The organism is Burkholderia sp. Bp8984 (genome assembly GCF_003853755.1).
GTDB lineage: Bacteria > Pseudomonadota > Gammaproteobacteria > Burkholderiales > Burkholderiaceae > Burkholderia.
Map to the genome: position 1 here is coordinate 1 of NZ_QTQN01000064.1, position 18,747 is coordinate 18,747.

Below are 18,747 nucleotides of genomic sequence, written 5' to 3' on the forward strand. Positions count from 1 at the left end.
ATGCTCGGCAACACGGTCGACGGCGTGTTCACGACGGTGCAGGACGTCGCGCAGACGGTGCTGTTCCTGTCGGCGTTTCCGAGCGCTGCGCTCACGGGCCAGTCGTTCGTCGTCAGCCACGGCTGGTTCATGCAGTAACGGGCTCCGGCACGGGCGGCCGCGCTGCGCGCCGCTTGTGCTGCAGCGAGCATTCGCTGACAGTAGAACGGCATGAAAAAAACGCGCTCCGGGGAGCGCGTTTTTTGTTTCGGCAGAGCGGGTTGCCACCCGCTGGCACCGGCTTACTTCAGGACCGCAGCGACTGCGGTGGCGACCGCGTCGAGATTGCGCGTGTTCAGTGCAGCAACGCAGATCCGGCCGGTGCCGACTGCGTAGATGCCGAACTCTTCGCGCAGGCGATCGACTTGCGCCGAGGTCAGGCCCGAATACGAGAACATCCCGCGCTGCGCGTTGATGAAGCTGAAGTCGCGATCGACGCCGCTCGCCTTCAGGCGCTCGACGAGACCGTTGCGCATCGCGCGGATGCGGTCGCGCATTTCGCCGAGTTCCTGCACCCACGCAGCATGCAGTTCCGGCGACGCGAGCACGGCCGCGACGACGGCGCCGCCATGGGTCGGCGGGTTCGAGTAGTTCGTGCGGATCACGCGCTTCAGTTGCGACAGCACGCGCGTCGCTTCTTCCTTGCTCGACGTGATGATCGACAGCGCGCCGACGCGCTCGCCGTACAGCGAGAACGACTTCGAGAACGACGACGACACGAACGCGTTCAGGTCGGCCGCGGCAAACAGACGCACCGCGGCGGCATCGGCCTCGATGTTCTCGCCGAAGCCCTGGTAAGCCATGTCGAGGAACGGCACGAGGTTGCGTGCCTTGACGACGTCGACCACCTGCTGCCATTGCGCTTCGGTCAGATCCACGCCGGTCGGGTTGTGGCAGCACGCGTGCAGCACGACGATCGTGCCTGCCGCATAGCTGTTCAGCGCCGACAGCATGCCTTCGAAGTTCACGCCGTTGGTTGCGGCGTCGTAGTACGGGTACGCGACGACTTCGAAGCCGGCCGCTTCGAACAGCGCGCGGTGGTTTTCCCAGCTGGGGTCGCTGATCGCGACCTTCACGTTCGGGTTCACGGTGCGCAGGAAATCAGCGCCGATCTTCAGTGCGCCCGTGCCGCCCAAGGCCTGCGCCGTGACCACACGGCCTGCGGCGATCAGCGGCGAATCGTTGCCGAGCAGCAGCTTCTGCACCGCTGCGTCGTACGCGGCGATCCCGTCGATCGGCAGGTAGCCGCGCGGCAGGCCGGCGTCGACACGCGCCTTTTCCGCTTCGCGAACGGCGCGCAGCAGCGGAATCTTGCCTTCTTCGTTCGTGTACACACCGACGCCGAGGTTGACCTTGGTCGGACGCGTATCGGCGTTGAAGGCTTCGTTCAGGCCCAGGATCGGGTCGCGGGGAGCAAGCTGGACAGCGGAGAAGAGCGACATGATGATTCGGCAGTAGTGAAAAGAGGGTCAGGCTTTCAGCCGGCGGGGCGGGCGCAGCGGACCGCGCGCCAACGGGCACGGCGCCGGAAAGCGCAGCAGCCTGACATTGTAGCGAATTCACGCTGCCGGAGGCGGCGATTGCGCGCCGAATTGCGATTTCGGACCGCTGTCGCGCGTCAGGAGCCGTCAGCGGTCCGCAACGCCACGAAGCGCTAGAATAGTTTTTTTGCCCTCGCTCCGGCCGCACTCCATGTCCGAACATCACGCCGAAGTCGGCGACGCGCTCGACGAATCGAAATTCGTGACCTTCGAAGGGTCGCCGTTCCAGTTGTACCAGCCATACCCGCCCGCAGGCGACCAGCCGACCGCGATCGAAACGCTCGTCGAAGGTGTCGGCGACGGCCTCGCATTCCAGACGCTGCTCGGCGTGACGGGTTCGGGCAAGACCTTCACGATGGCCAACACGATCGCGCGGCTCGGCCGCCCGGCCATCGTGTTCGCGCCGAACAAGACGCTTGCGGCGCAGCTCTACGCGGAGTTCCGCGAGTTCTTCCCGCGCAACGCGGTCGAGTACTTCGTGTCGTACTACGACTATTACCAGCCGGAAGCGTACGTGCCGCAGCGCGACCTGTTCATCGAGAAGGATTCGTCGATCAACGAGCACATCGAGCAGATGCGGCTGTCGGCGACGAAGAGCCTGATGGAGCGCCGCGACGTGGTGATCGTCGCGACGGTGTCGGCGATCTACGGTATCGGCAATCCGTCCGAATACCACCAGATGATCCTGACGCTGCGCACCGGCGACAAGCTCGGCCAGCGCGACGTGATCGCGCGGCTGATCGCGATGCAGTATTCGCGCAACGAACAGGACTTCCAGCGCGGCACGTTCCGCGTGCGCGGCGACACGATCGACATCTTCCCGGCCGAGCATGCGGAGCTGGCCGTGCGCGTCGAGCTGTTCGACGACGAGGTCGAGACGCTGCAGCTGTTCGACCCGCTGACCGGGCGCGTGCGGCAGAAGATCCCGCGCTTCACCGTGTATCCGTCGTCGCACTACGTGACGCCGCGCGACACCGTGATGCGGGCGGTCGAGACGATCAAGGACGAATTGCGCGAGCGCCTCGAGTTCTTCCACCGCGACGGCAAGCTCGTCGAGGCGCAGCGCCTCGAGCAGCGCACGCGTTTCGACCTCGAGATGCTGCAGGAACTCGGCTTCTGCAAGGGCATCGAGAACTACTCGCGGCACTTCTCGGGCGCCGCGCCCGGCGAGCCGCCGCCGACGCTCGTCGACTACCTGCCGCCCGATGCACTGATGCTGCTCGACGAATCGCACGTGCTGATCGGCCAGCTGAACGGCATGTACAACGGCGACCGCGCGCGCAAGGAAAACCTCGTGAACTACGGTTTCCGGTTGCCGTCGGCGCTGGACAACCGGCCGCTGAAGTTCCCCGAGTTCGAGCGCAAGATGCGCCAGGTGGTGTTCGTGTCGGCGACGCCGGCCGACTACGAGCAGCGCGTGACGGGGCAGGTGGCCGAGCAGGTGGTGCGGCCGACCGGGCTCGTCGATCCGGAAATCGAAGTGCGCCCGGCAAGCTCGCAGGTCGACGACGTGCTGACCGAGATCAACGCGCGCGTGAACGCCGGCGAGCGCGTGCTGATCACCGTGCTCACGAAGCGGATGGCCGAACAGCTCACCGAGTTCCTGGCCGACCACGGCGTCAAGGTGCGCTACCTGCACAGCGACATCGACACGGTGGAGCGGGTCGAGATCATCCGCGACCTGCGGCTCGGCACGTTCGACGTGCTGGTCGGGATCAACCTGCTGCGCGAGGGCCTCGACATCCCGGAAGTGTCGCTGGTCGCGATTCTCGATGCGGACAAGGAAGGCTTCCTGCGCGCCGAACGCTCGCTGATCCAGACGATCGGCCGCGCGGCGCGCAACGTGAACGGCAAGGCGATCCTCTATGCCGATAACATGACCGAGTCGATGAAACGCGCGATCGGCGAGACCGAGCGGCGCCGCGCGAAGCAGATCGCGCACAACGAGAAGATGGGCATCACGCCGCGCGGCGTGGTGAAGCGCATCAAGGACATCATCGACGGCGTCTACAACGCCGACGAAGCGCGCGCCGAGCTGAAGGAAGCGCAGCAACGCGCGAAGTTCGAGGACATGTCGGAAAAGCAGATCTCGAAAGAGATCAAGCGTCTCGAAAAGCAGATGGCCGACTACGCGAAGAACCTCGAGTTCGAAAAGGCTGCGGCGACGCGCGACCAGCTTGCGTTGCTGCGTGAACGCGTGTTCGGCGCGAACGTGGGCGACCACGTCAACGGCGGCCGGTAAATCTTTCCAAACGTCACTGAAACCTTCTGGTAACACCGTTGTAAGCCTTGTCGGATCAGGGGTTTACGCGGTGTCTCGTTTGTTCCGGAGCCGGTTCGGTGCTAAACTTCGCAAGTATTGAGAATAGTTCGCATTAACGTTATTCGTTGCGTTAGTGTTTCCAGCGCGCGGACCTGACCGGCGGCGCGCAAGTCACCAGACAAATAACAAGGAGTGTCCATGTTGGGTTCTTCGTTCATCCGCACGTCGGTTGCGGTAGCGGCGGCGCTTGCCGCGATGTCGGCAACGGCAGCCGAATATCCGATCGGCAAGCAGCAGATCCAGGGCGGCATGGAAATCGGCGCGGTGTACCTGCAGCCGATCTCGATGGATCCGGAAGGGATGATGCGCAAGGCGTCGGATTCGGACATCCACCTCGAGGCCGACATCCACGCGGTCAAGAACAACCCGACGGGTTTCGCGGAAGGCGACTGGATGCCGTACCTGCAGGTCACGTACAAGCTGACGAAGCAGGGCGACACGAAGTGGAAGGCCGAAGGCGACCTGATGGGCATGGTCGCGAGCGACGGCCCGCACTACGGCGACAACGTGAAGCTGGCCGGCCCGGGCAAGTACCACCTGACGATGACCGTCAAGCCGCCGATGCAGTCGGGCCACATGGCGTTCGGCCGTCACGTCGACAAGGAAACGGGCGTGGGCGCGTGGTTCAAGCCCATCACCCTCGAATACGACTTCCCGTTCGCCGGCATCGGCAAGAAGGGCGGGTACTGATCGGTGGCATCACGGACGGCGCGCTTCGGCGCGCCGTCGGCGTAGAGAACCCAGAATGAAATTTCCCCAGAAAATCGTCGCCGCAGCCGCCGCGCTGTGGCTCGTCGGCGCGGCGCATGCCGCCGATCTGCCGACGTTCAAGCTCGAGATGACGGACGGCAAGCTGAATCCCGCCCGTATCGAAGTGCCGGCCGGGCAGCGCTTCAAGATCGAGATCCGGAATACCGGCAAGGGCGCCGCCGAATTCGAGAGCGTGCAGTTGCGCAAGGAAAAGGTGCTTGCGCCGGGCGCCGATTCGTTCGTGGTCGTCGCCCCGCTGTCGCCGGGCGAATACAAGTTTTTCGACGATTTCCACCAGCAGGCACAGGGCGTGATCGTCGCGAAGTAATGCGTTTTATCTGCGTGCGGGCGTACGCGTGCCTTGCCCCGCACGTCAGGAGGATTCAATGGGTCAGATCTTGTTCATCGTCTGGCGGGAGAGCGTCGAAGCGCTGCTCGTCGTCGGCATCCTCTATGCATGGCTGAAGAACGGCGACGACGACGCGCGCCGCGGCCTGCCCTTTCTCTGGACGGGCGTGGCAGTCGGCCTGCTGATGGCCGTCGGTCTCGGCGCCGCGCTCGTCGGCTTCACCGAAGTGCTGTCCGGCGACGCGCAGGACTATTTCCAGACCGCGATGGTGCTGATCGCGTGCGTGCTGATCGTGCAGATGGTGCTGTGGATGCGCCGGCACGGCCGCACGCTGAAGCGCGACATGGAGCAGTCGCTGCAGCAGAGCACGCGCGATTCGAACTGGTGGGGCGTCGCCGTGCTGGTCGCACTCGCGATCGCACGCGAAGGCAGCGAGACGGTGATCTTCCTGTACGGCCTCGGTTTCGGCCAGTCGGGGCACGTGGACGGCGGCCAGATGCTCGCGGTCGTGATCGGCCTCGGCCTCGCGCTCCTCACGTTCTATCTGCTGCAGCTCGGCGGCAAGTACTTCTCGTGGCGGCATTTCTTCCGTGTCACCGAAGTGATGCTGCTGTTCCTCGGCGCGGGCCTGTTCCAGACCGGCGTCGACAAGCTGATCGACAAGGAAATCCTGCCGCTCGGCATTTCGCAGGTGTGGGACACGTCGGGGATCCTCGATGATTCCGGCACGTTCGGTTCGCTCGTCGCGACGCTGACCGGCTACCGCGCGCATCCGGCTCTGACCAACCTGATCGCCTATGCGGTGTACTGGGCGGTGGTCTGGCTGCTGATGAAGCGCGCGAGCCGTCGTCCGGCCGTTCCCGCAGGCCGCGCGGCATGAGTGTCGTCGCCGCAGCCAAGCCGGGCTGGCTCGCGCAGGCCGGCCAGTGGATGCAGCGCCACGGCGCGGTGATCCGCGGCATCCAGTGGGTCGTCGTTGGCGTCTACGCATTCCTGATCATCGTGCCGGCGGTGTTGCCGCTGCCGGACGATTCCGCGCACCTCTGGAACAATCTCACGCTGATCGCGCAGTTCGTGTTCTGGGGCATCTGGTGGCCGTTCGTGCTGCTGTCGATGGTGATGCTCGGCCGCGTCTGGTGCGGCGTGCTGTGCCCGGAAGGCGCACTGACCGAATATGCAAGCAGGTTCGGCCGCGGCGGCGCGATTCCGCGCTGGATGCGGTGGGGCGGCTGGCCGTTCGTCGCGTTCGGGCTCACGACGATCTACGGGCAGATGGTGAGCGTGTACCAGTACCCGCTCGCGGTGCTGTTCGTGCTCGGCGGCTCGACCGTCGGCGCGATCGTGATCGGCGTGCTGTACGGCCGCGAGAAGCGCGTGTGGTGCAAGTATCTGTGCCCGGTCAATGGCGTGTTCGGGCTGCTCGCGCGGCTCGCGCCGATGCGCTACAAGGTCGACGAGGATGCGTGGCGCCGCTCGTACAAGAACGGCGAGCATGGGCATCGCGTGATTCCGATCAATTGCGCGCCGCTCGTACCGTTGCGCAACATGAAGGGCGCCGCCGCCTGCCACATGTGCGGCCGCTGCAGCGGGCACCGTGACGCAATTGAGCTGTCGTGGCGCTCGCCGTCCGACGAGGTCGTGAACCTCGGCGCGCAGCAGGCGAGCCCGTGGGACACGGCGCTGATCCTGTACGGCCTGCTCGGCGTCGCGATCGGTGCGTTCCACTGGACCGTGAGCCCGTGGTTCGTGCAGATCAAGCAATGGCTCGCGGGCTGGCTGATCGATCACGACATCACGTGGCCGCTCGAGACCAATGCACCGTGGTTCCTGCTCACGCACTATCCGGATCGCAACGACGTGTTTTCGTGGCTCGACGGCGGGCTGATCGTCAGTTACATCGTCGGCACGGGGCTCGTGTACGGCACCGCGCTGCTCGTGCTGCTGGCTGGCGCGACGCTGATGCTCGGACGCTTCGATCGCACGCGTCTCCATCACCTCGCGCAGGCGCTGATCCCGATCGCAGGAGCCGGCGTGTTCCTCGGGCTGTCGGCGACGACGCTGTCGCTGCTGCGGGCCGAGCACGTGCCGCTCGGCTGGGCAGCCGACGTGCGCATCGCGATTCTGGTCGGCGCGAATGCGTGGAGCGCCTGGCTCGCATGGAAAGTGACGGGGCGCTATGCGGCATGGCCGCGCCGGCTGGCTGCATTCGCGTGGTTCGCCGCAGGCCTGGCCGTGGTCGACAGCGCATGGTGGCTGATGTTCTGGGGTTTCTGATGCGGGATTGAAGGCCTTGCGGCCGGGTTCCGGCGGAACCAGAGGGTGGTCCCGCTGCGTGGCTCCGGAACGCGTCGAAGCCGCAGCGCAGACAACCGCGATGCTTTTTCCCTTGCATCCGGACGCCCAAACGAAAAAGCGACACGTCCTTCGACGTGTCGCTTTTTTCTGCCTTGTGCGAGAACCAAAAAAGTGGCTTGGCTTGCTGCAACGGCTGCTTGAGTGTGTTTGCACGAAGGGGTCTAGATCTCGCGTGCAAGCCGTTACGCTGGCTACTGCCCAACACCTCTCAGGGAGGTGGTCCCCACAATACTCTGTCGTTACTTCGTCAGGATCAGTTTGCCGAGCCGCGTGGCACGCAACTGATACGTCTCTCCGTTATGCGCGATGCTGATGTGGCTGTGGCCTTGCAGCAGCGCATCGCTGCTGAGGGTCCGGGTGCCGGCATCGTGGCTACTAGCGGCGGGTTTCGCCGGCGTCGTGACCGCCGCCGTCTTCTGACGGTTGGCGCTTGCGGTGCCGGTCGGGCGGCGCAAGCTCAGCGTGGTCGGGCGCGTGGTGTCGGTCATTCGGTTGATCGGTGACTGTCGATACGATGGAATGAATTCTAAATGATAACTATTCCCATTTACAAAAACTCTTTATCGATCGATATGACGAATTTGATAGCCTGAGTCGAATGGGCGGCCCGCAGGCCGCCGCCGGCGTCAGTGGAGCGGGTCGGGGTCCTTGCGCCCCTGGGCGTATTCGCGAATCAGGCGCACCGTGTCGATGTCCGACGTGCGATACGCTTCCTTGACGATGCCGTGCGTCTGGCGCGCTTCCTCGCTGTCGTCCGTGACGGTCAGCGTCGTGCGGTATTCGAAGCGCAGGAACAGCTCGTGGTCGTCGCGCTCCTCGATCGTCATCGTCAGCGAGCCGCCGATTTCGCCGCCGGCCGCATGGATGTCGTAGCGCACTTGCTGGTTCGGGGTGAACGTCACGCGGTCGCGCACGGTCGCATGCCCGTAGTGCAGTTCGCGTTCGAGCGTCGTGTCCGTCCGTTCGTGGACGACACAGCTGTCGAGGCCGATCACGAACAGCTGCGGCTGTTCGGCGCGCAGTACGAGGCCTTCCCAGAGCTGGTCGCGGGTCAGGGAAGGCACGGCCGGATCGTCGGAGTTGATCTGGATCAGATGTTCGAAATTCACGGGGGCGGGTTCCTTCTGGTGGCGGGCAGCCACATGGTTCAAGAAGTCATTGTGACGCAAAACGAGCGGTTTCGCGGCACCTGCGCCCCCCCGATCGGACGTCACGCTTCGATGCGACCCATGCGGCCGGTCTGGTAGTCGACGACGGCCTGCCGGATCTCTTCCTCGGTATTCATCACGAACGGGCCATAGCGGACGATCGGCTCGTTGAGCGGCACGCCGCCGATCAGCAGCAGGTCGAGCGGCGTATCGCCGGCCTCGAACGTCACCGCATCGCCATCGTCACCGTAGACGACCATGTGCCGTGCGTCGACCGGCTGCCTGTCGGGCCCGTAGCGGCCGGCTCCGTCGAGCGGGTAGGCGAACACGCGATACCCTGCCGGCACCGGCTGCGTGACCGTTGCGCCCGGTTGCAGCGTGAAATGCTGGTAGAGGATCGGCGTGCGCGTCTCGATTGCCGCACGCACGCCGAACGCTTCGCCGGCGATCACGCGTACCTGCGCGCGGCCGTCCGGCGACGTCGCGCTCGGGATGCGGCCGGCCGGGATCTCCTGGTAGCGCGGTGCGATCAGCTTGTCGCGGCGAGGCAGATTGACCCACAGCTGGAAGCCGTGCGAACGTCCGCCGGCCCGAGCGAACTCGGGATCCGGCATTTCGCTGTGCACGACGCCCGCGCCGGCCGTCATCCACTGCACGTCGCCGGGCCCGAGCGTGCCGGCATGGCCGGCCGAATCGCGATGACGAAAACGCCCGTCGAGCACGTAGGTGACGGTCTCGAAGCCGCGATGCGGATGGTCGGGCGCGCCCTTGGCTTCGCCAGGGGCATAGTCGACGGGGCCCATTTCATCGAGCAGCAGGAACGGATCGAAATCCATCAGCAGCCGGGTCGGGAACGGACGGTGAACCACGAAGCCGCCGCCTTCGGTCGTGCGAAGCGCGGGGTACGTGCGGTCAAGCGAGCGAGCGGTCGTCATGCAAAAGCCCTCGATAACATCGGAATAGCGTCATTTTTGAAACATAGCGCTATTATATTGGGCGTTTTACCGGCCGATTTGCGGCGGTTCGCAATGGATTGTTCTGAAATTGGAACGATGACATGAACATCGATGCACACAACCTGAACGACCTCATGTACTTTTCGCAGGTCGTCGAACACGGCGGTTTCTCGGCGGCGGAACGCGTACTGGGCATCTCGAAATCGCGCCTGTCGCGGCGCCTGACCGAACTCGAGGCGGCGCTCGGCGTGCGCCTGCTGCAGCGCTCGACGCGCAAGCTCGCGCTGACCGAGGCGGGAGAACTGTTCTACCAGCATTGCCAGGCGATGCTCGCCGAGGCGCAGGCCGCGATGAACGCCGTGCAGCAGCTGCGTGCGTCGCCGCGCGGCTCGGTGCGCGTGAGCGTCCCCGTTACCCTGTCGCAGACGATGCTGTCGCGCATCCTTCCCGAATTCCTGCACCGCTATCCCGAGGTCAAGGTGCACATCCGTGTGACCAACCGCGTGATCGACCTGTTCGAGGATTCGATCGACGTCGCGTTGCGCGTGCGCTCGGAGCCGCCGCAGAACGCGAACATCGTCGTGCGGCCGCTGTGGCGGACCGAGCAGATGCTGGTCGGCGCGCCGAGCCTGCTGAACCAGAATGCGCCGCCGCTCGTGCCGGACGATCTGGCCCATTTCGAGACGCTCGATACGCCGAGCGTCGACGGGCGGCACGTGTTCAGCCTGATCGCACCGGATGGCACGCGTCATTTGCACGAGCACGATCCGCGGCTCGTGACGGCCGACCTGATGACGATCCGCGAGGCCGTGCTCGACGGCCTCGGCATCGCGGCGCTGCCTGAGATGATGTACGGCAATGCATTGCGCGCGGGGCAGCTGTCGCCGGTGATGCCGGGCTGGACGCTGCCGGTGCCGCAGCTCTACGCGGTGTTCGTGTCGCGGCAGGGGATGCCGCCCGCGGTGCGCGCGTTCGTCGACTATCTGGTCGAGAAGCTCGACCACGGCGAATACAAGCAGCCGGGCTGCCCCGAGCGCGCGAAGAAGGATGCGGCGGCGGCCGATGCTTCGGCCACCTGAATGCAAGATGCGCGTCGTGGCAAATTTGTTTTGTCATTGAAGCGCCGCCTGCAATCGCAAGTTTCAATCGCCGGGACCTTGAATGCATCCGCGGGCAGGCCTATATTGAAATCCCATTTCGCGAAGGAAGTTCTGAGCGGAATCAGGTGGCCGCATATATTGCGAGCCAGATAGGGCAGAACGCGCAGTCCGTGCAGACCACGGTAGCCGCATTTGCGTTGCTCGAGGCGCAACCGATACCGCCGAAGAGCCCGCCGCCCGAAGGCGCCCGCGTGCGCATGAAAAAAGGCCTTCATCTGGCGATGAAGGCCTTTTACTTTGTGTGCGGCCGGCTAGGTGTGGCCGGCGAGGCGCGGCCGGCCAAGCGACCGACCGTCGCGTAGCGAAATGCGCGTGCGTTACTTCGCCCTCGCAGTCGGCTCCGTCACGAAGCCGAGCTTCGTCAGGCCGCCGGCCTGCGCATCGGACATCACTTCGGCCACACGTTCATAGGCAACCTTGCGATCGGCACGCAGGTGCAACTCCGGTTGCGGCTGATGCTGTGCCGCTTCCGCGATGTGCGCCTGCAGTTGCTCGCGCGTGACCGTCTGTTCGTTCCACAGTATCGTACCGTTGCCCTGGATCGCGACGTCGACTGTCTGCGGCTTTTCGTCGACGGGCTGGCTGCTCGCGTGCGGCAGGTCGATCTTCACCGCATGCTGCATCGCCGGGATCGTCACGAGGAAAATGATCAGGAGTACGAGCATGACGTCGACGAGCGGCGTCATGTTGATCTCGCTCATCACGCCATCGTCGTCGTCATCGCTGAAGCCGGTGTTCATTGCCATGGTTCACCCCGTCTCAGCTGGCGCGTGAAGCAAGGCGCAGGCCGTCGCGGGGCGACGACGATGCGAGGCGCGCACCCGTCACGAAGTACGCGTGCAGACCGTGCGCGAAGCGGCGCAGCTTGCTGACGACACCCTTGTTCGCGCGGGTCAGTGCGTTGTAGCCGAGCACCGCGGGAATCGCGACGAACAGGCCGAAGGCCGTCATGATCAGCGATTCGCCGACCGGGCCCGCGACCTGGTCGATCGACGTCTGGCCGGTTGCGCCGATCGCCAGCAGCGCGTGGTAGATGCCCCAGACCGTGCCGAACAGGCCGACGAACGGCGCCGTGCTGCCGATCGACGCGAGAATCGCGAGACCGGCCTGCATGCGCGAGATGCCTTCGTCCATCGTGTCCTTCAGGCAGCGCGTGACCCAGTCCGACACGTCCATGCGGTCGTGCAGGTGCGGTTGCGTCTGATGGTGGTGATCGGCGGCTTCCTTGCCCGACAGCGCGAGCGCGAGGAACGGGTTGTCGCTCGGCGTCGATGCGGCGAGCCCGAGCTTCTTGATGCCGTCGTCGAAATCGTCCGAATGCCAGAACGCCTGCTCGGCATTCTTCGTGAGACGGTTCAGGCGAACCACGTTCCAGCCCTTGACGATGATCACGATCCACGACAGGACCGACATCACGAGCAGCGTGATCGCAATGGCGCGCGTGACGAAATCACCTTGCGCCCAGACGTGCGCGATACCGTAGCTTTGCATTTTTGTTTCCTTTGAATCTTCCGAATGAGGCGGGTTAATCGTCGAGCGTAAAGTTGAAGGGCAGCGTATGGGCGGCGCGAATCGCTTGCCCATTCTCGATGTACGGCGGACAGGTGCTGGCGCGCGTCGCATCGAGCGCGGCTTCGTCGAGACGCGGGTAGCCGCTGCTCTTCTGCAACTGGACGCTTTCGATCTTGCCCGTCACGCCGATGATGAAGTGAACATAAGCCGTGCCCGTTTCGCCGCGGCGGCGCGACATCGACGGATAGGTGGGCTTCACGAAATTGCAGCTGAGTGCCGATACGTTCTTCGGCGCGCTGACCTGCATCGTCTCGCGAGCCGGGCCGGGTGCGGCGGCCGGCGCGGCAGGGGCAGGCGCGGCGGGAGCGGGTGTCGGATCGGCAGCCGCCGGCGCGGGCGTCGGCGACGGGGATTGCGCGACCGGCTGAGGCGTCGGCTTGACCGCCTTCTGCACGGGCTTCGGCTCGACCTTGGGCTTCTCGCGCGGCACGGGCTTCGGCGGTGCGGGCTGCGCGGCCGATTGGACCGCGACCGGCTGAGCGGCAGGCGCAGGCGGGATGAGTTGCGCGGTGATCGACTGGACCTCGATCTCTTTCGGCGGCGGCGCGTTGCGATGGAGCCAGGCGGCCGCCAGCATGATCGCGTGTGCGGCAAGCACACCGACCGCGACGGTGATGACCCGGGGATTCATACGTGGGGCAGCCGGCAGGACGCCGGAAGGAGCGGATTGCGAAGCCTGCATGTTAGCTTGAAAGGACGACGTCGCACCCGGGGCGCGGCGGGTGAATCGGTGTTACTTGCGGAAGATCAGCAGCGAGATGCACACGGTGGTCACAAATCCGATCAGCAATTCCATGACAGGCTCCTTGGCAGGTAAGCCGCTGGCTCGCGCGGAAGATGGCTTGCTGACGGTCGGACATCAAATGCGGCCGCAGCCGCGTGCGTACGCTCGGCGCCGCTCAGGCGGCCTTGCGGTCGTAGAACGTGACCGGGATCGGGTGAGCGTGGTGCTCGACGCCGCACCGGCTCGCGCAGACGCCTTGCTCGGCCATGAGGTCGCGTACGGACTCCTCGCACTTGCCGCAGCACGTGGCCACGCCGAGCTCGAACTGGAGTTCATCGAAGGAACTCACGCCCTCGGCGAGGGACGCGCGAATCTTGCGATCGGAAACAGACTTGCACACGCAGACGATCATGATGAGTTGCGATAGCTAACGTTAATGCGAATTATTATCATTAAATTTGCGAGCGTTGACAAGCCTGGGTTCGGCTTTTTTTAAGGTCATCGGACCCTTGAAATGGAGGGGCGGCGCAGCGGCCGGCGGAGAGGGTGAACCGGCGGCGTGCCGGCCCGCTTCAGGCGGTCGCGCAGGCGCGCGCGTTCGGCGAGGAAATGGTGACGGATTCGACCGGCACGTCGAGGCCGAGCAGCGACGACGCGAGTGCGCGCAGTTGCAGGCCGTCGCTCGTCGAGCAGAAGCGCGGCGGCGCGGCACGCGTGCCGGCCGGCGCGCGCAGGCCGCGTTCGTCGAGCACGCGCGTGAGCTGGCGGGCGATCGCGTCGCTCGTGTCGACGATCGTCAGGCGGTCGCCGACAAGGTCACGAATCGTTTCCGTGAAGAACGGGTAGTGCGTGCAGCCGAGCACCAGCGTATCGGCGCCGTCGTCGAGCATCGGCTGCAGGTAACGCTCGAGCAACGCACGCAACGCGGGCGAGTTCGTGTCGCCGCGTTCGATCGCTTCGACGAGCCCGTGGCCCGGCTGGCAGATGAAGCGGCGGCCCGCGCCGTAACGGTCGAGCAGCGCCTGGAAGCGCGGGCTGTTCAGCGTCGATTGCGTGGCGAGCACGCCCGCGATACCGGTCGCGGACACGGCGGCGGCCGGTTTGATGCCCGGCTCGACACCGACGAGCGGTATCGCCAGGCGTTCGCGGATGGCCGCGATCGCCCGCGCCGTTGCCGTGTTGCAGGCGATCACGAGCGCTTTCGCCCCTTCGCGGGCGAGCCACTCGCCGATGGCCAGCGTACGCTCCGTAATGAACGCCTCGTCGCGTGGACCGTACGGTGCATGGTGCGAATCGGCGACGTAGACGAACGACTCGCCGGGCAGGTGCGCGCGCACGGCGCGCAGCACCGATAGGCCGCCGAGCCCGGAATCGAAGATGCCGACGGGGGCGGCGGGGTGGTTCGTCATCGTCATGCTGAAGGCAAGGTGGCGATCGAGGGGGGAGGATTACTCGGGCGAACCCATCATCGTCTGCTGGTAGTTCTGCAGGCCGACCTTGCCGATCAGGTCGATCTGCGTTTCCAGCCAGTCGATGTGCTCTTCGGTGTCGTCGAGGATCTTTTCGAAGATCTCGCGCGACACGTAGTCACGCACCGATTCGCAGTAAGCGATCGCTTCCTTGCACGTCGACTGCGAGATCTGCTCGAGCTTCAGGTCGCACTTCAGGATCTCTTCGGTTTCCTCGCCGACCAGCAGCTTGTGCAGATCCTGCAGGTTCGGCAGGCCGTCGAGCATGAACACGCGCTCGATCAGCCAGTCGGCGTGCTTCATTTCGCCGATCGATTCGTCGTATTCGTGCTTGCCGAGCTTGTCGAGGCCCCAGTGCTTGTACATGCGCGCATGCAGGAAGTACTGGTTGATCGCCGTGAGTTCGTTCTTCAGTTGGGCGTTCAGGTATTCGATGACTTTCTTGTCGCCTTGCATGGCTGTTCCTTGTTCAATGGGGCTTCAGAAACCGAACGATAATCGCTCGAACGGGAAATGCCAAGCCTCGGAGCCTTGCCGGGCCTGCCTTTTGCCGGGAATGAGAATCAGCGTCGAAGCACCGGCCGCGCGCAATCATGAGAATGAGAAGTAAAAAGGCCGGATCGTCGTCCGGCCTTTCGTGCGAGTGCGCTTAAGCGGTTGCGACTGGGATCTTGCCGATCTTCGCCTGCCACTCCTTCGGACCGGTCTGGTGCACCGACGTGCCCGACGAGTCGACGGCCACCGTCACCGGCATGTCCTGCACGTCGAATTCGTAGATCGCTTCCATGCCGAGGTCTTCGAACGCGAGCACCTTCGCGCCGCGGATCGCCTTCGACACGAGGTAAGCGGCACCGCCGACCGCCATCAGGTAGGCCGCCTTGTGCTTCTTGATCGCGTCGATCGCGACCGGGCCGCGTTCGGCCTTGCCGACCATCGAGATCAGGCCCGTCTGGGCGAGCATCGTCTCGGTGAACTTGTCCATCCGCGTGGCCGTCGTCGGACCTGCCGGGCCGACTACTTCGTCACGCACCGGATCGACCGGACCGACGTAGTAGATCACGCGGTTCGTGAAGTCGACCGGCAGCTTCTCGCCCTTCGCCAGCATGTCGGCGATGCGCTTGTGCGCGGCGTCGCGGCCCGTGAGCATCTTGCCCGACAGCAGCAGCGTCTGGCCCGGCGTCCAGCTGGCGACTTCTTCCGGCGTCAGCGTGTTCAGGTCGACGCGCTTGCTGGTTTCCGTGTTCGGTTCCCACTGGACCTTCGGCCAGGCGTCGAGCGACGGCGCCTCGAGCTTCGCGGGGCCCGAGCCGTCGAGCACGAAGTGCGCGTGACGCGTGGCCGCGCAGTTCGGGATCAGCGCGACCGGCTTCGATGCCGCGTGCGTCGGAGCAGCCATGATCTTCACGTCGAGCACGGTCGCGAGGCCGCCGAGGCCCTGCGCGCCGATGCCGAGCGCGTTGACCTTCTCGTGCAGTTCGACGCGCAGCTCCTCGACCCAGTCCTTCGGGCCGCGCGCGATGATTTCCTGGATGTCGATCGGCTCCATCAGCGATTCCTTCGCCATCAGCATCGCCTTCTCGGCGGTGCCGCCGATGCCGATCCCGAGCATGCCCGGCGGACACCAGCCCGCGCCCATCGTCGGGACCGTCTTCAGCACCCAGTCGACGATCGAATCGGACGGGTTCAGCATCACGAACTTCGACTTGTTCTCCGAGCCGCCGCCCTTCGCCGCGACCTGCACGTCGACCTTGTCGCCCGGCACGATCTCGTAGTGGATCACGGCCGGCGTGTTGTCCTTCGTGTTCTTGCGGGCGCCTTCCGGCGGATTGACGATCGACGCGCGCAGCACGTTGTCCGGGTGCGTGTAACCGCGGCGTACGCCTTCGTTGATCATGTCGGTGAGGCCCATCGTCGCGCCGTCCCAGCGCACGTCCATGCCGACCTTCACGAAGATCGTGACGATGCCGGTGTCCTGGCAGATCGGGCGCTTGCCCTCCGCGCACATGCGGCTGTTCGTGAGGATCTGCGCGATCGCGTCCTTCGCGGCCGGGCTCTCTTCCAGCTCGTACGCGCGGCCGAGGGCCTGGATGTAGTCGAGCGGGTGGTAGTAGCTGATGTACTGCAGCGAATCCGCGATGCTCTGGATCAGGTCTTCCTGTTTGATGACGGTCATGGCTGAGACTCTGTGGGGACTGTGGGGAATACGTTTATGCGTGGACGGCAGGTTCGACCGATTTGCGGGACACGGCCGGCGCCGGCGCATGCGTCTCGTGGAAATGGGCCGGGTGCGTGTGGGTCGTCAGGCGGTCGACCCACGCCATCACGAGCGCCGACACGAGGAACGACACGTGGATGAGCACCTGCCACATGATCGCGTGCGTCGTGTGCTGATCCGGGTTGATGAAGGTCTTCAGCAGGTGGATCGACGAAATGCTGATCAGCGCCATCGACAGCTTGACCTTCAGCACGCCCGCGTTCACGTGGTCGAGCCACTCGGGCTCGTCGGGATGGCCCTCGATGCCGAGGCGCGACACGAACGTCTCGTAGCCGCCGACGATCACCATGATCAGCAGGTTCGAAATCATCACGACGTCGATCAGGCCGAGCACCGCGAGCATCACGCTGATCTCGTCGAGGGAGCTCGCGTGCGACAGCAGGTGCCAGACTTCCTTCAGGAACAGGAATACATAGACGGCCTGCGCGACGATCAGACCCAGATAAAGCGGAACCTGGAGCCAGCGGCTCATGAAGATCAGCGCGGGCAGCGGGCGCAGGGGACGACGGGTGGAGCCGGGCGAATGCGGGGCAGACATGATGGTGGTACGGGCGCTGTGCGCAGGTATCGGGGGTAATCTTGAAAAGGCGCGCTATTGTAACGCGTCGGCCGGCGCGACTGCAGCGACGCGCCGGCGCTGCCGGGGACGGATCAGGACGCGGCAGCCGGCACGCGCTTCACGCGCAGGCTCGCGAGCACGATGCCGGTCACGACGCAGGCGAGCGCGATGCCGTGCGCGAGCGTCGGGCGTTCGCCGAGGAAAGCGATGCCGTACGCGGCGGCGGCGACCGGCAGCACCGCGCTGAACACGCCGGCGAGACTGCCCGGCACGTGCCGGATGCCCTTCATCCACAGCCAGAACGAGAAGATGCTGGCCGACAGCCCGTACCAGACGACGAGCGCCCACGTACCGGCCGGCACGCTCGCGTAATCGAAATGCCACAGCGCCGTCGCGCCGAGCGGCAGCATCAGGCACAGGCCGAACAGGTGCGTGTACGCGCAGATGTCGATCGGCGCGAGCGTCTGCGTGAGCCGGCGCGACAGGATCACGTAGATCGATTCGCAGCACACGGCACCGAGGATCAGCAGGTTGCCGGTCAGCGAGCCGGACGACGTGCCGGCGCCGTGCGCGGACGTGCTGCCTGCGCTGCCGTTGGCGAGGTTGATCGTCACGACGCCGGCGATCGCGAGCGCGATCGACACGAGCGCACGGCCGTTCGGTTTTTCCCGCAGGATCAGCCACGCGAACAGCGCGACGATGGCGGGGATCGTGCTCGTGATCACGCCGGCCGCGACCGCGCTCGTGCGCTGCACGCCGTTGAGCATCAGCAGCGTGAACATGAAGGTGCCGAAGAATGCCTGCAGGAACAGGTTCAGCCATTCCGCACGCCGGACCGCGCGCATCTTCACCGGGCTGAACAGCGGCCACAGCACGGCGATCGCGATCACGAAGCGCAGCGTGGCGAGGATGGCGACCGGGACGAAGACGACGATGGATTTACCGATACCGACGTTGCTGCCGACGAACAGCATCGACAGGATGAGGAAGAGGGCGTAGCGATTCAAGCTGGAGTCCGGGGGGCGAGTTCAGTTAGGATTGTAGGGTCGCGTTTGTAACAGCGTAAAGCCGGCTGTCATGCAGCCGACCGCAAGGCGGCGCTGGCGCGCGAAACGGTCATGCCGCGTAAGTGACGGGTAAGTTCGAGCGCTTATCGTGGATATCGCCGGGCCGTACGTCCATCGTCGCATGACGTGGTGCGGCGCAGCATCGTGCGCAGCCTCCGGGCCGCGCGCGGGTGGGTGGGAGACAGCGGCGCACATGCGCCGGCCAAAGAAGCGCGGCGCGCATGATCGCGCCGCCATGCAGAGGATTCATGTTCACCAAGGGGTTGTCGATGTCTGCGATTGAATCGGTTCTTCACGAAACCCGTCAGTTTGCGCCGCCCGCGGCGCTCGAGAAGGCGGCCAACATCTCCGGCATGCCGGCCTACCGCGCACTGGTCGCCGAAGCCGAGCAGGATTACGAAGGCTTCTGGGCGCGTCTCGCGCGCGAGGGCCTCAGCTGGCACAAGCCGTTCACGAAGGT

Annotated in this window: 21 protein-coding genes and 1 pseudogene; 9 read left to right on the top strand and 13 right to left on the bottom strand. The window is 65.1% G+C overall.

All coding sequences use genetic code 11. From position 1 onward, the window contains the following. Positions 1-138 (top strand): annotated as a pseudogene (locus DID98_RS34665) (3-hydroxybutyrate dehydrogenase); the annotation flags it as partial. 143 nt (positions 139-281) lie between these two features. On the opposite strand, the gene DID98_RS34670 reads toward DID98_RS34665, so the two are convergent. Further along, a complete protein-coding gene (locus DID98_RS34670; RefSeq protein ID WP_124489780.1) occupies positions 282-1,481 on the bottom strand; it encodes an amino acid aminotransferase in 1,200 nt (399 codons plus the stop codon). Positions 1,482-1,731: 250 nt separating this feature from the next. On the opposite strand from DID98_RS34670, the gene uvrB reads away from it, so the two are divergent. The 5 genes from uvrB to DID98_RS34700 all read left to right on the top strand — a co-directional run bounded on the left by uvrB (position 1,732) and on the right by DID98_RS34700 (position 7,276). After that, a complete protein-coding gene (uvrB, locus tag DID98_RS34680; RefSeq protein WP_044848990.1) occupies positions 1,732-3,822 on the top strand; it encodes an excinuclease ABC subunit UvrB in 2,091 nt (696 codons plus the stop codon). Between the two features lie 219 nt (positions 3,823-4,041). Next, a complete protein-coding gene (locus DID98_RS34685; protein ID WP_124489781.1) occupies positions 4,042-4,593 on the top strand; it encodes an iron transporter in 552 nt (183 codons plus the stop codon). Positions 4,594-4,648: 55 nt separating this feature from the next. After that, positions 4,649-4,981, top strand: a complete 333-nt coding sequence (locus DID98_RS34690) for a cupredoxin domain-containing protein (RefSeq protein ID WP_124489782.1) — start codon at positions 4,649-4,651, stop codon at positions 4,979-4,981. A gap of 58 nt (positions 4,982-5,039) precedes the next feature. After that, the gene (locus DID98_RS34695; RefSeq protein ID WP_124489783.1) at positions 5,040-5,882 is read left to right on the top strand and encodes an FTR1 family protein; all 843 of its coding nucleotides are present in this window, start codon (positions 5,040-5,042) and stop codon (positions 5,880-5,882) included. After that, on the top strand, positions 5,879-7,276 hold the full coding sequence (locus DID98_RS34700) for a 4Fe-4S binding protein (RefSeq protein WP_124489784.1): 1,398 nt from the start codon (positions 5,879-5,881) through the stop codon (positions 7,274-7,276). The genes DID98_RS34695 and DID98_RS34700 overlap by 4 nt, the downstream gene beginning before the upstream one ends. 320 nt (positions 7,277-7,596) lie before the next feature. On the opposite strand, the gene hemP is transcribed toward DID98_RS34700, so the two are convergent. From hemP to DID98_RS34720, 3 genes are all read right to left on the bottom strand, one after another. Beyond that, on the bottom strand, positions 7,597-7,845 hold the full coding sequence (hemP, locus tag DID98_RS34710; RefSeq protein WP_124489786.1) for a hemin uptake protein HemP: 249 nt from the start codon (positions 7,843-7,845) through the stop codon (positions 7,597-7,599). Between the two features lie 138 nt (positions 7,846-7,983). After that, entirely contained in the window at positions 7,984-8,466 is a 483-nt protein-coding gene (locus tag DID98_RS34715) for an SRPBCC family protein (RefSeq protein WP_044849005.1), read from the bottom strand. Positions 8,467-8,567: 101 nt separating this feature from the next. Beyond that, positions 8,568-9,440 carry a pirin family protein gene (locus DID98_RS34720; RefSeq protein ID WP_124489787.1) on the bottom strand — a complete coding sequence of 291 codons (873 nt, stop codon included), beginning with the start codon at positions 9,438-9,440 and terminating at the stop codon, positions 8,568-8,570. Positions 9,441-9,562: 122 nt separating this feature from the next. Between DID98_RS34720 and DID98_RS34725 the strand changes: the two genes are divergently transcribed. Then, positions 9,563-10,540: a LysR family transcriptional regulator gene (locus tag DID98_RS34725; RefSeq protein ID WP_124489788.1), complete on the top strand. Its 978-nt coding sequence runs from the start codon at positions 9,563-9,565 to the stop codon at positions 10,538-10,540. A gap of 191 nt (positions 10,541-10,731) precedes the next feature. Further along, positions 10,732-10,923, top strand: coding sequence for a hypothetical protein (locus tag DID98_RS36030; RefSeq protein ID WP_185640928.1), 192 nt, complete (start codon positions 10,732-10,734; stop codon positions 10,921-10,923). Positions 10,924-10,938: 15 nt separating this feature from the next. On the opposite strand, the gene DID98_RS34735 is transcribed toward DID98_RS36030, so the two are convergent. The 9 genes from DID98_RS34735 to DID98_RS34775 all read right to left on the bottom strand — a co-directional run bounded on the left by DID98_RS34735 (position 10,939) and on the right by DID98_RS34775 (position 18,227). Next, on the bottom strand, positions 10,939-11,367 hold the full coding sequence (locus tag DID98_RS34735; protein WP_124489789.1) for a biopolymer transporter ExbD: 429 nt from the start codon (positions 11,365-11,367) through the stop codon (positions 10,939-10,941). A gap of 13 nt (positions 11,368-11,380) precedes the next feature. Beyond that, complete coding sequence (locus tag DID98_RS34740) at positions 11,381-12,112, bottom strand: MotA/TolQ/ExbB proton channel family protein (RefSeq protein WP_044848999.1); 732 nt, start codon at positions 12,110-12,112, stop codon at positions 11,381-11,383. Between the two features lie 34 nt (positions 12,113-12,146). Next, entirely contained in the window at positions 12,147-12,875 is a 729-nt protein-coding gene (locus tag DID98_RS34745; protein ID WP_124572188.1) for an energy transducer TonB, read from the bottom strand. Between the two features lie 217 nt (positions 12,876-13,092). Next, entirely contained in the window at positions 13,093-13,329 is a 237-nt protein-coding gene (locus DID98_RS34750) for a bacterioferritin-associated ferredoxin (protein WP_011885486.1), read from the bottom strand. Between the two features lie 160 nt (positions 13,330-13,489). Then, on the bottom strand, positions 13,490-14,326 hold the full coding sequence (gene murI / locus DID98_RS34755; RefSeq protein ID WP_260428140.1) for a glutamate racemase: 837 nt from the start codon (positions 14,324-14,326) through the stop codon (positions 13,490-13,492). 39 nt (positions 14,327-14,365) lie between these two features. Next, positions 14,366-14,842 carry a bacterioferritin gene (bfr, locus tag DID98_RS34760; RefSeq protein ID WP_006482753.1) on the bottom strand — a complete coding sequence of 159 codons (477 nt, stop codon included), beginning with the start codon at positions 14,840-14,842 and terminating at the stop codon, positions 14,366-14,368. A gap of 193 nt (positions 14,843-15,035) precedes the next feature. Continuing rightward, complete coding sequence (locus tag DID98_RS34765; protein WP_006478316.1) at positions 15,036-16,559, bottom strand: fumarate hydratase; 1,524 nt, start codon at positions 16,557-16,559, stop codon at positions 15,036-15,038. Positions 16,560-16,593: 34 nt separating this feature from the next. After that, positions 16,594-17,199 (bottom strand): TIGR00645 family protein, encoded by a 606-nt coding sequence (locus DID98_RS34770; RefSeq protein ID WP_124572190.1) that lies wholly within the window; start codon positions 17,197-17,199, stop codon positions 16,594-16,596. A 113-nt stretch (positions 17,200-17,312) separates the two neighbouring features. After that, positions 17,313-18,227, bottom strand: a complete 915-nt coding sequence (locus DID98_RS34775; protein WP_044849004.1) for a DMT family transporter — start codon at positions 18,225-18,227, stop codon at positions 17,313-17,315. 308 nt (positions 18,228-18,535) lie between these two features. Between DID98_RS34775 and DID98_RS34785 the strand changes: the two genes are divergently transcribed. Continuing rightward, the coding region (locus DID98_RS34785) for an acetyl-coenzyme A synthetase N-terminal domain-containing protein (RefSeq protein WP_409362350.1) at positions 18,536-18,747 on the top strand (212 nt) is incomplete at its 3' end.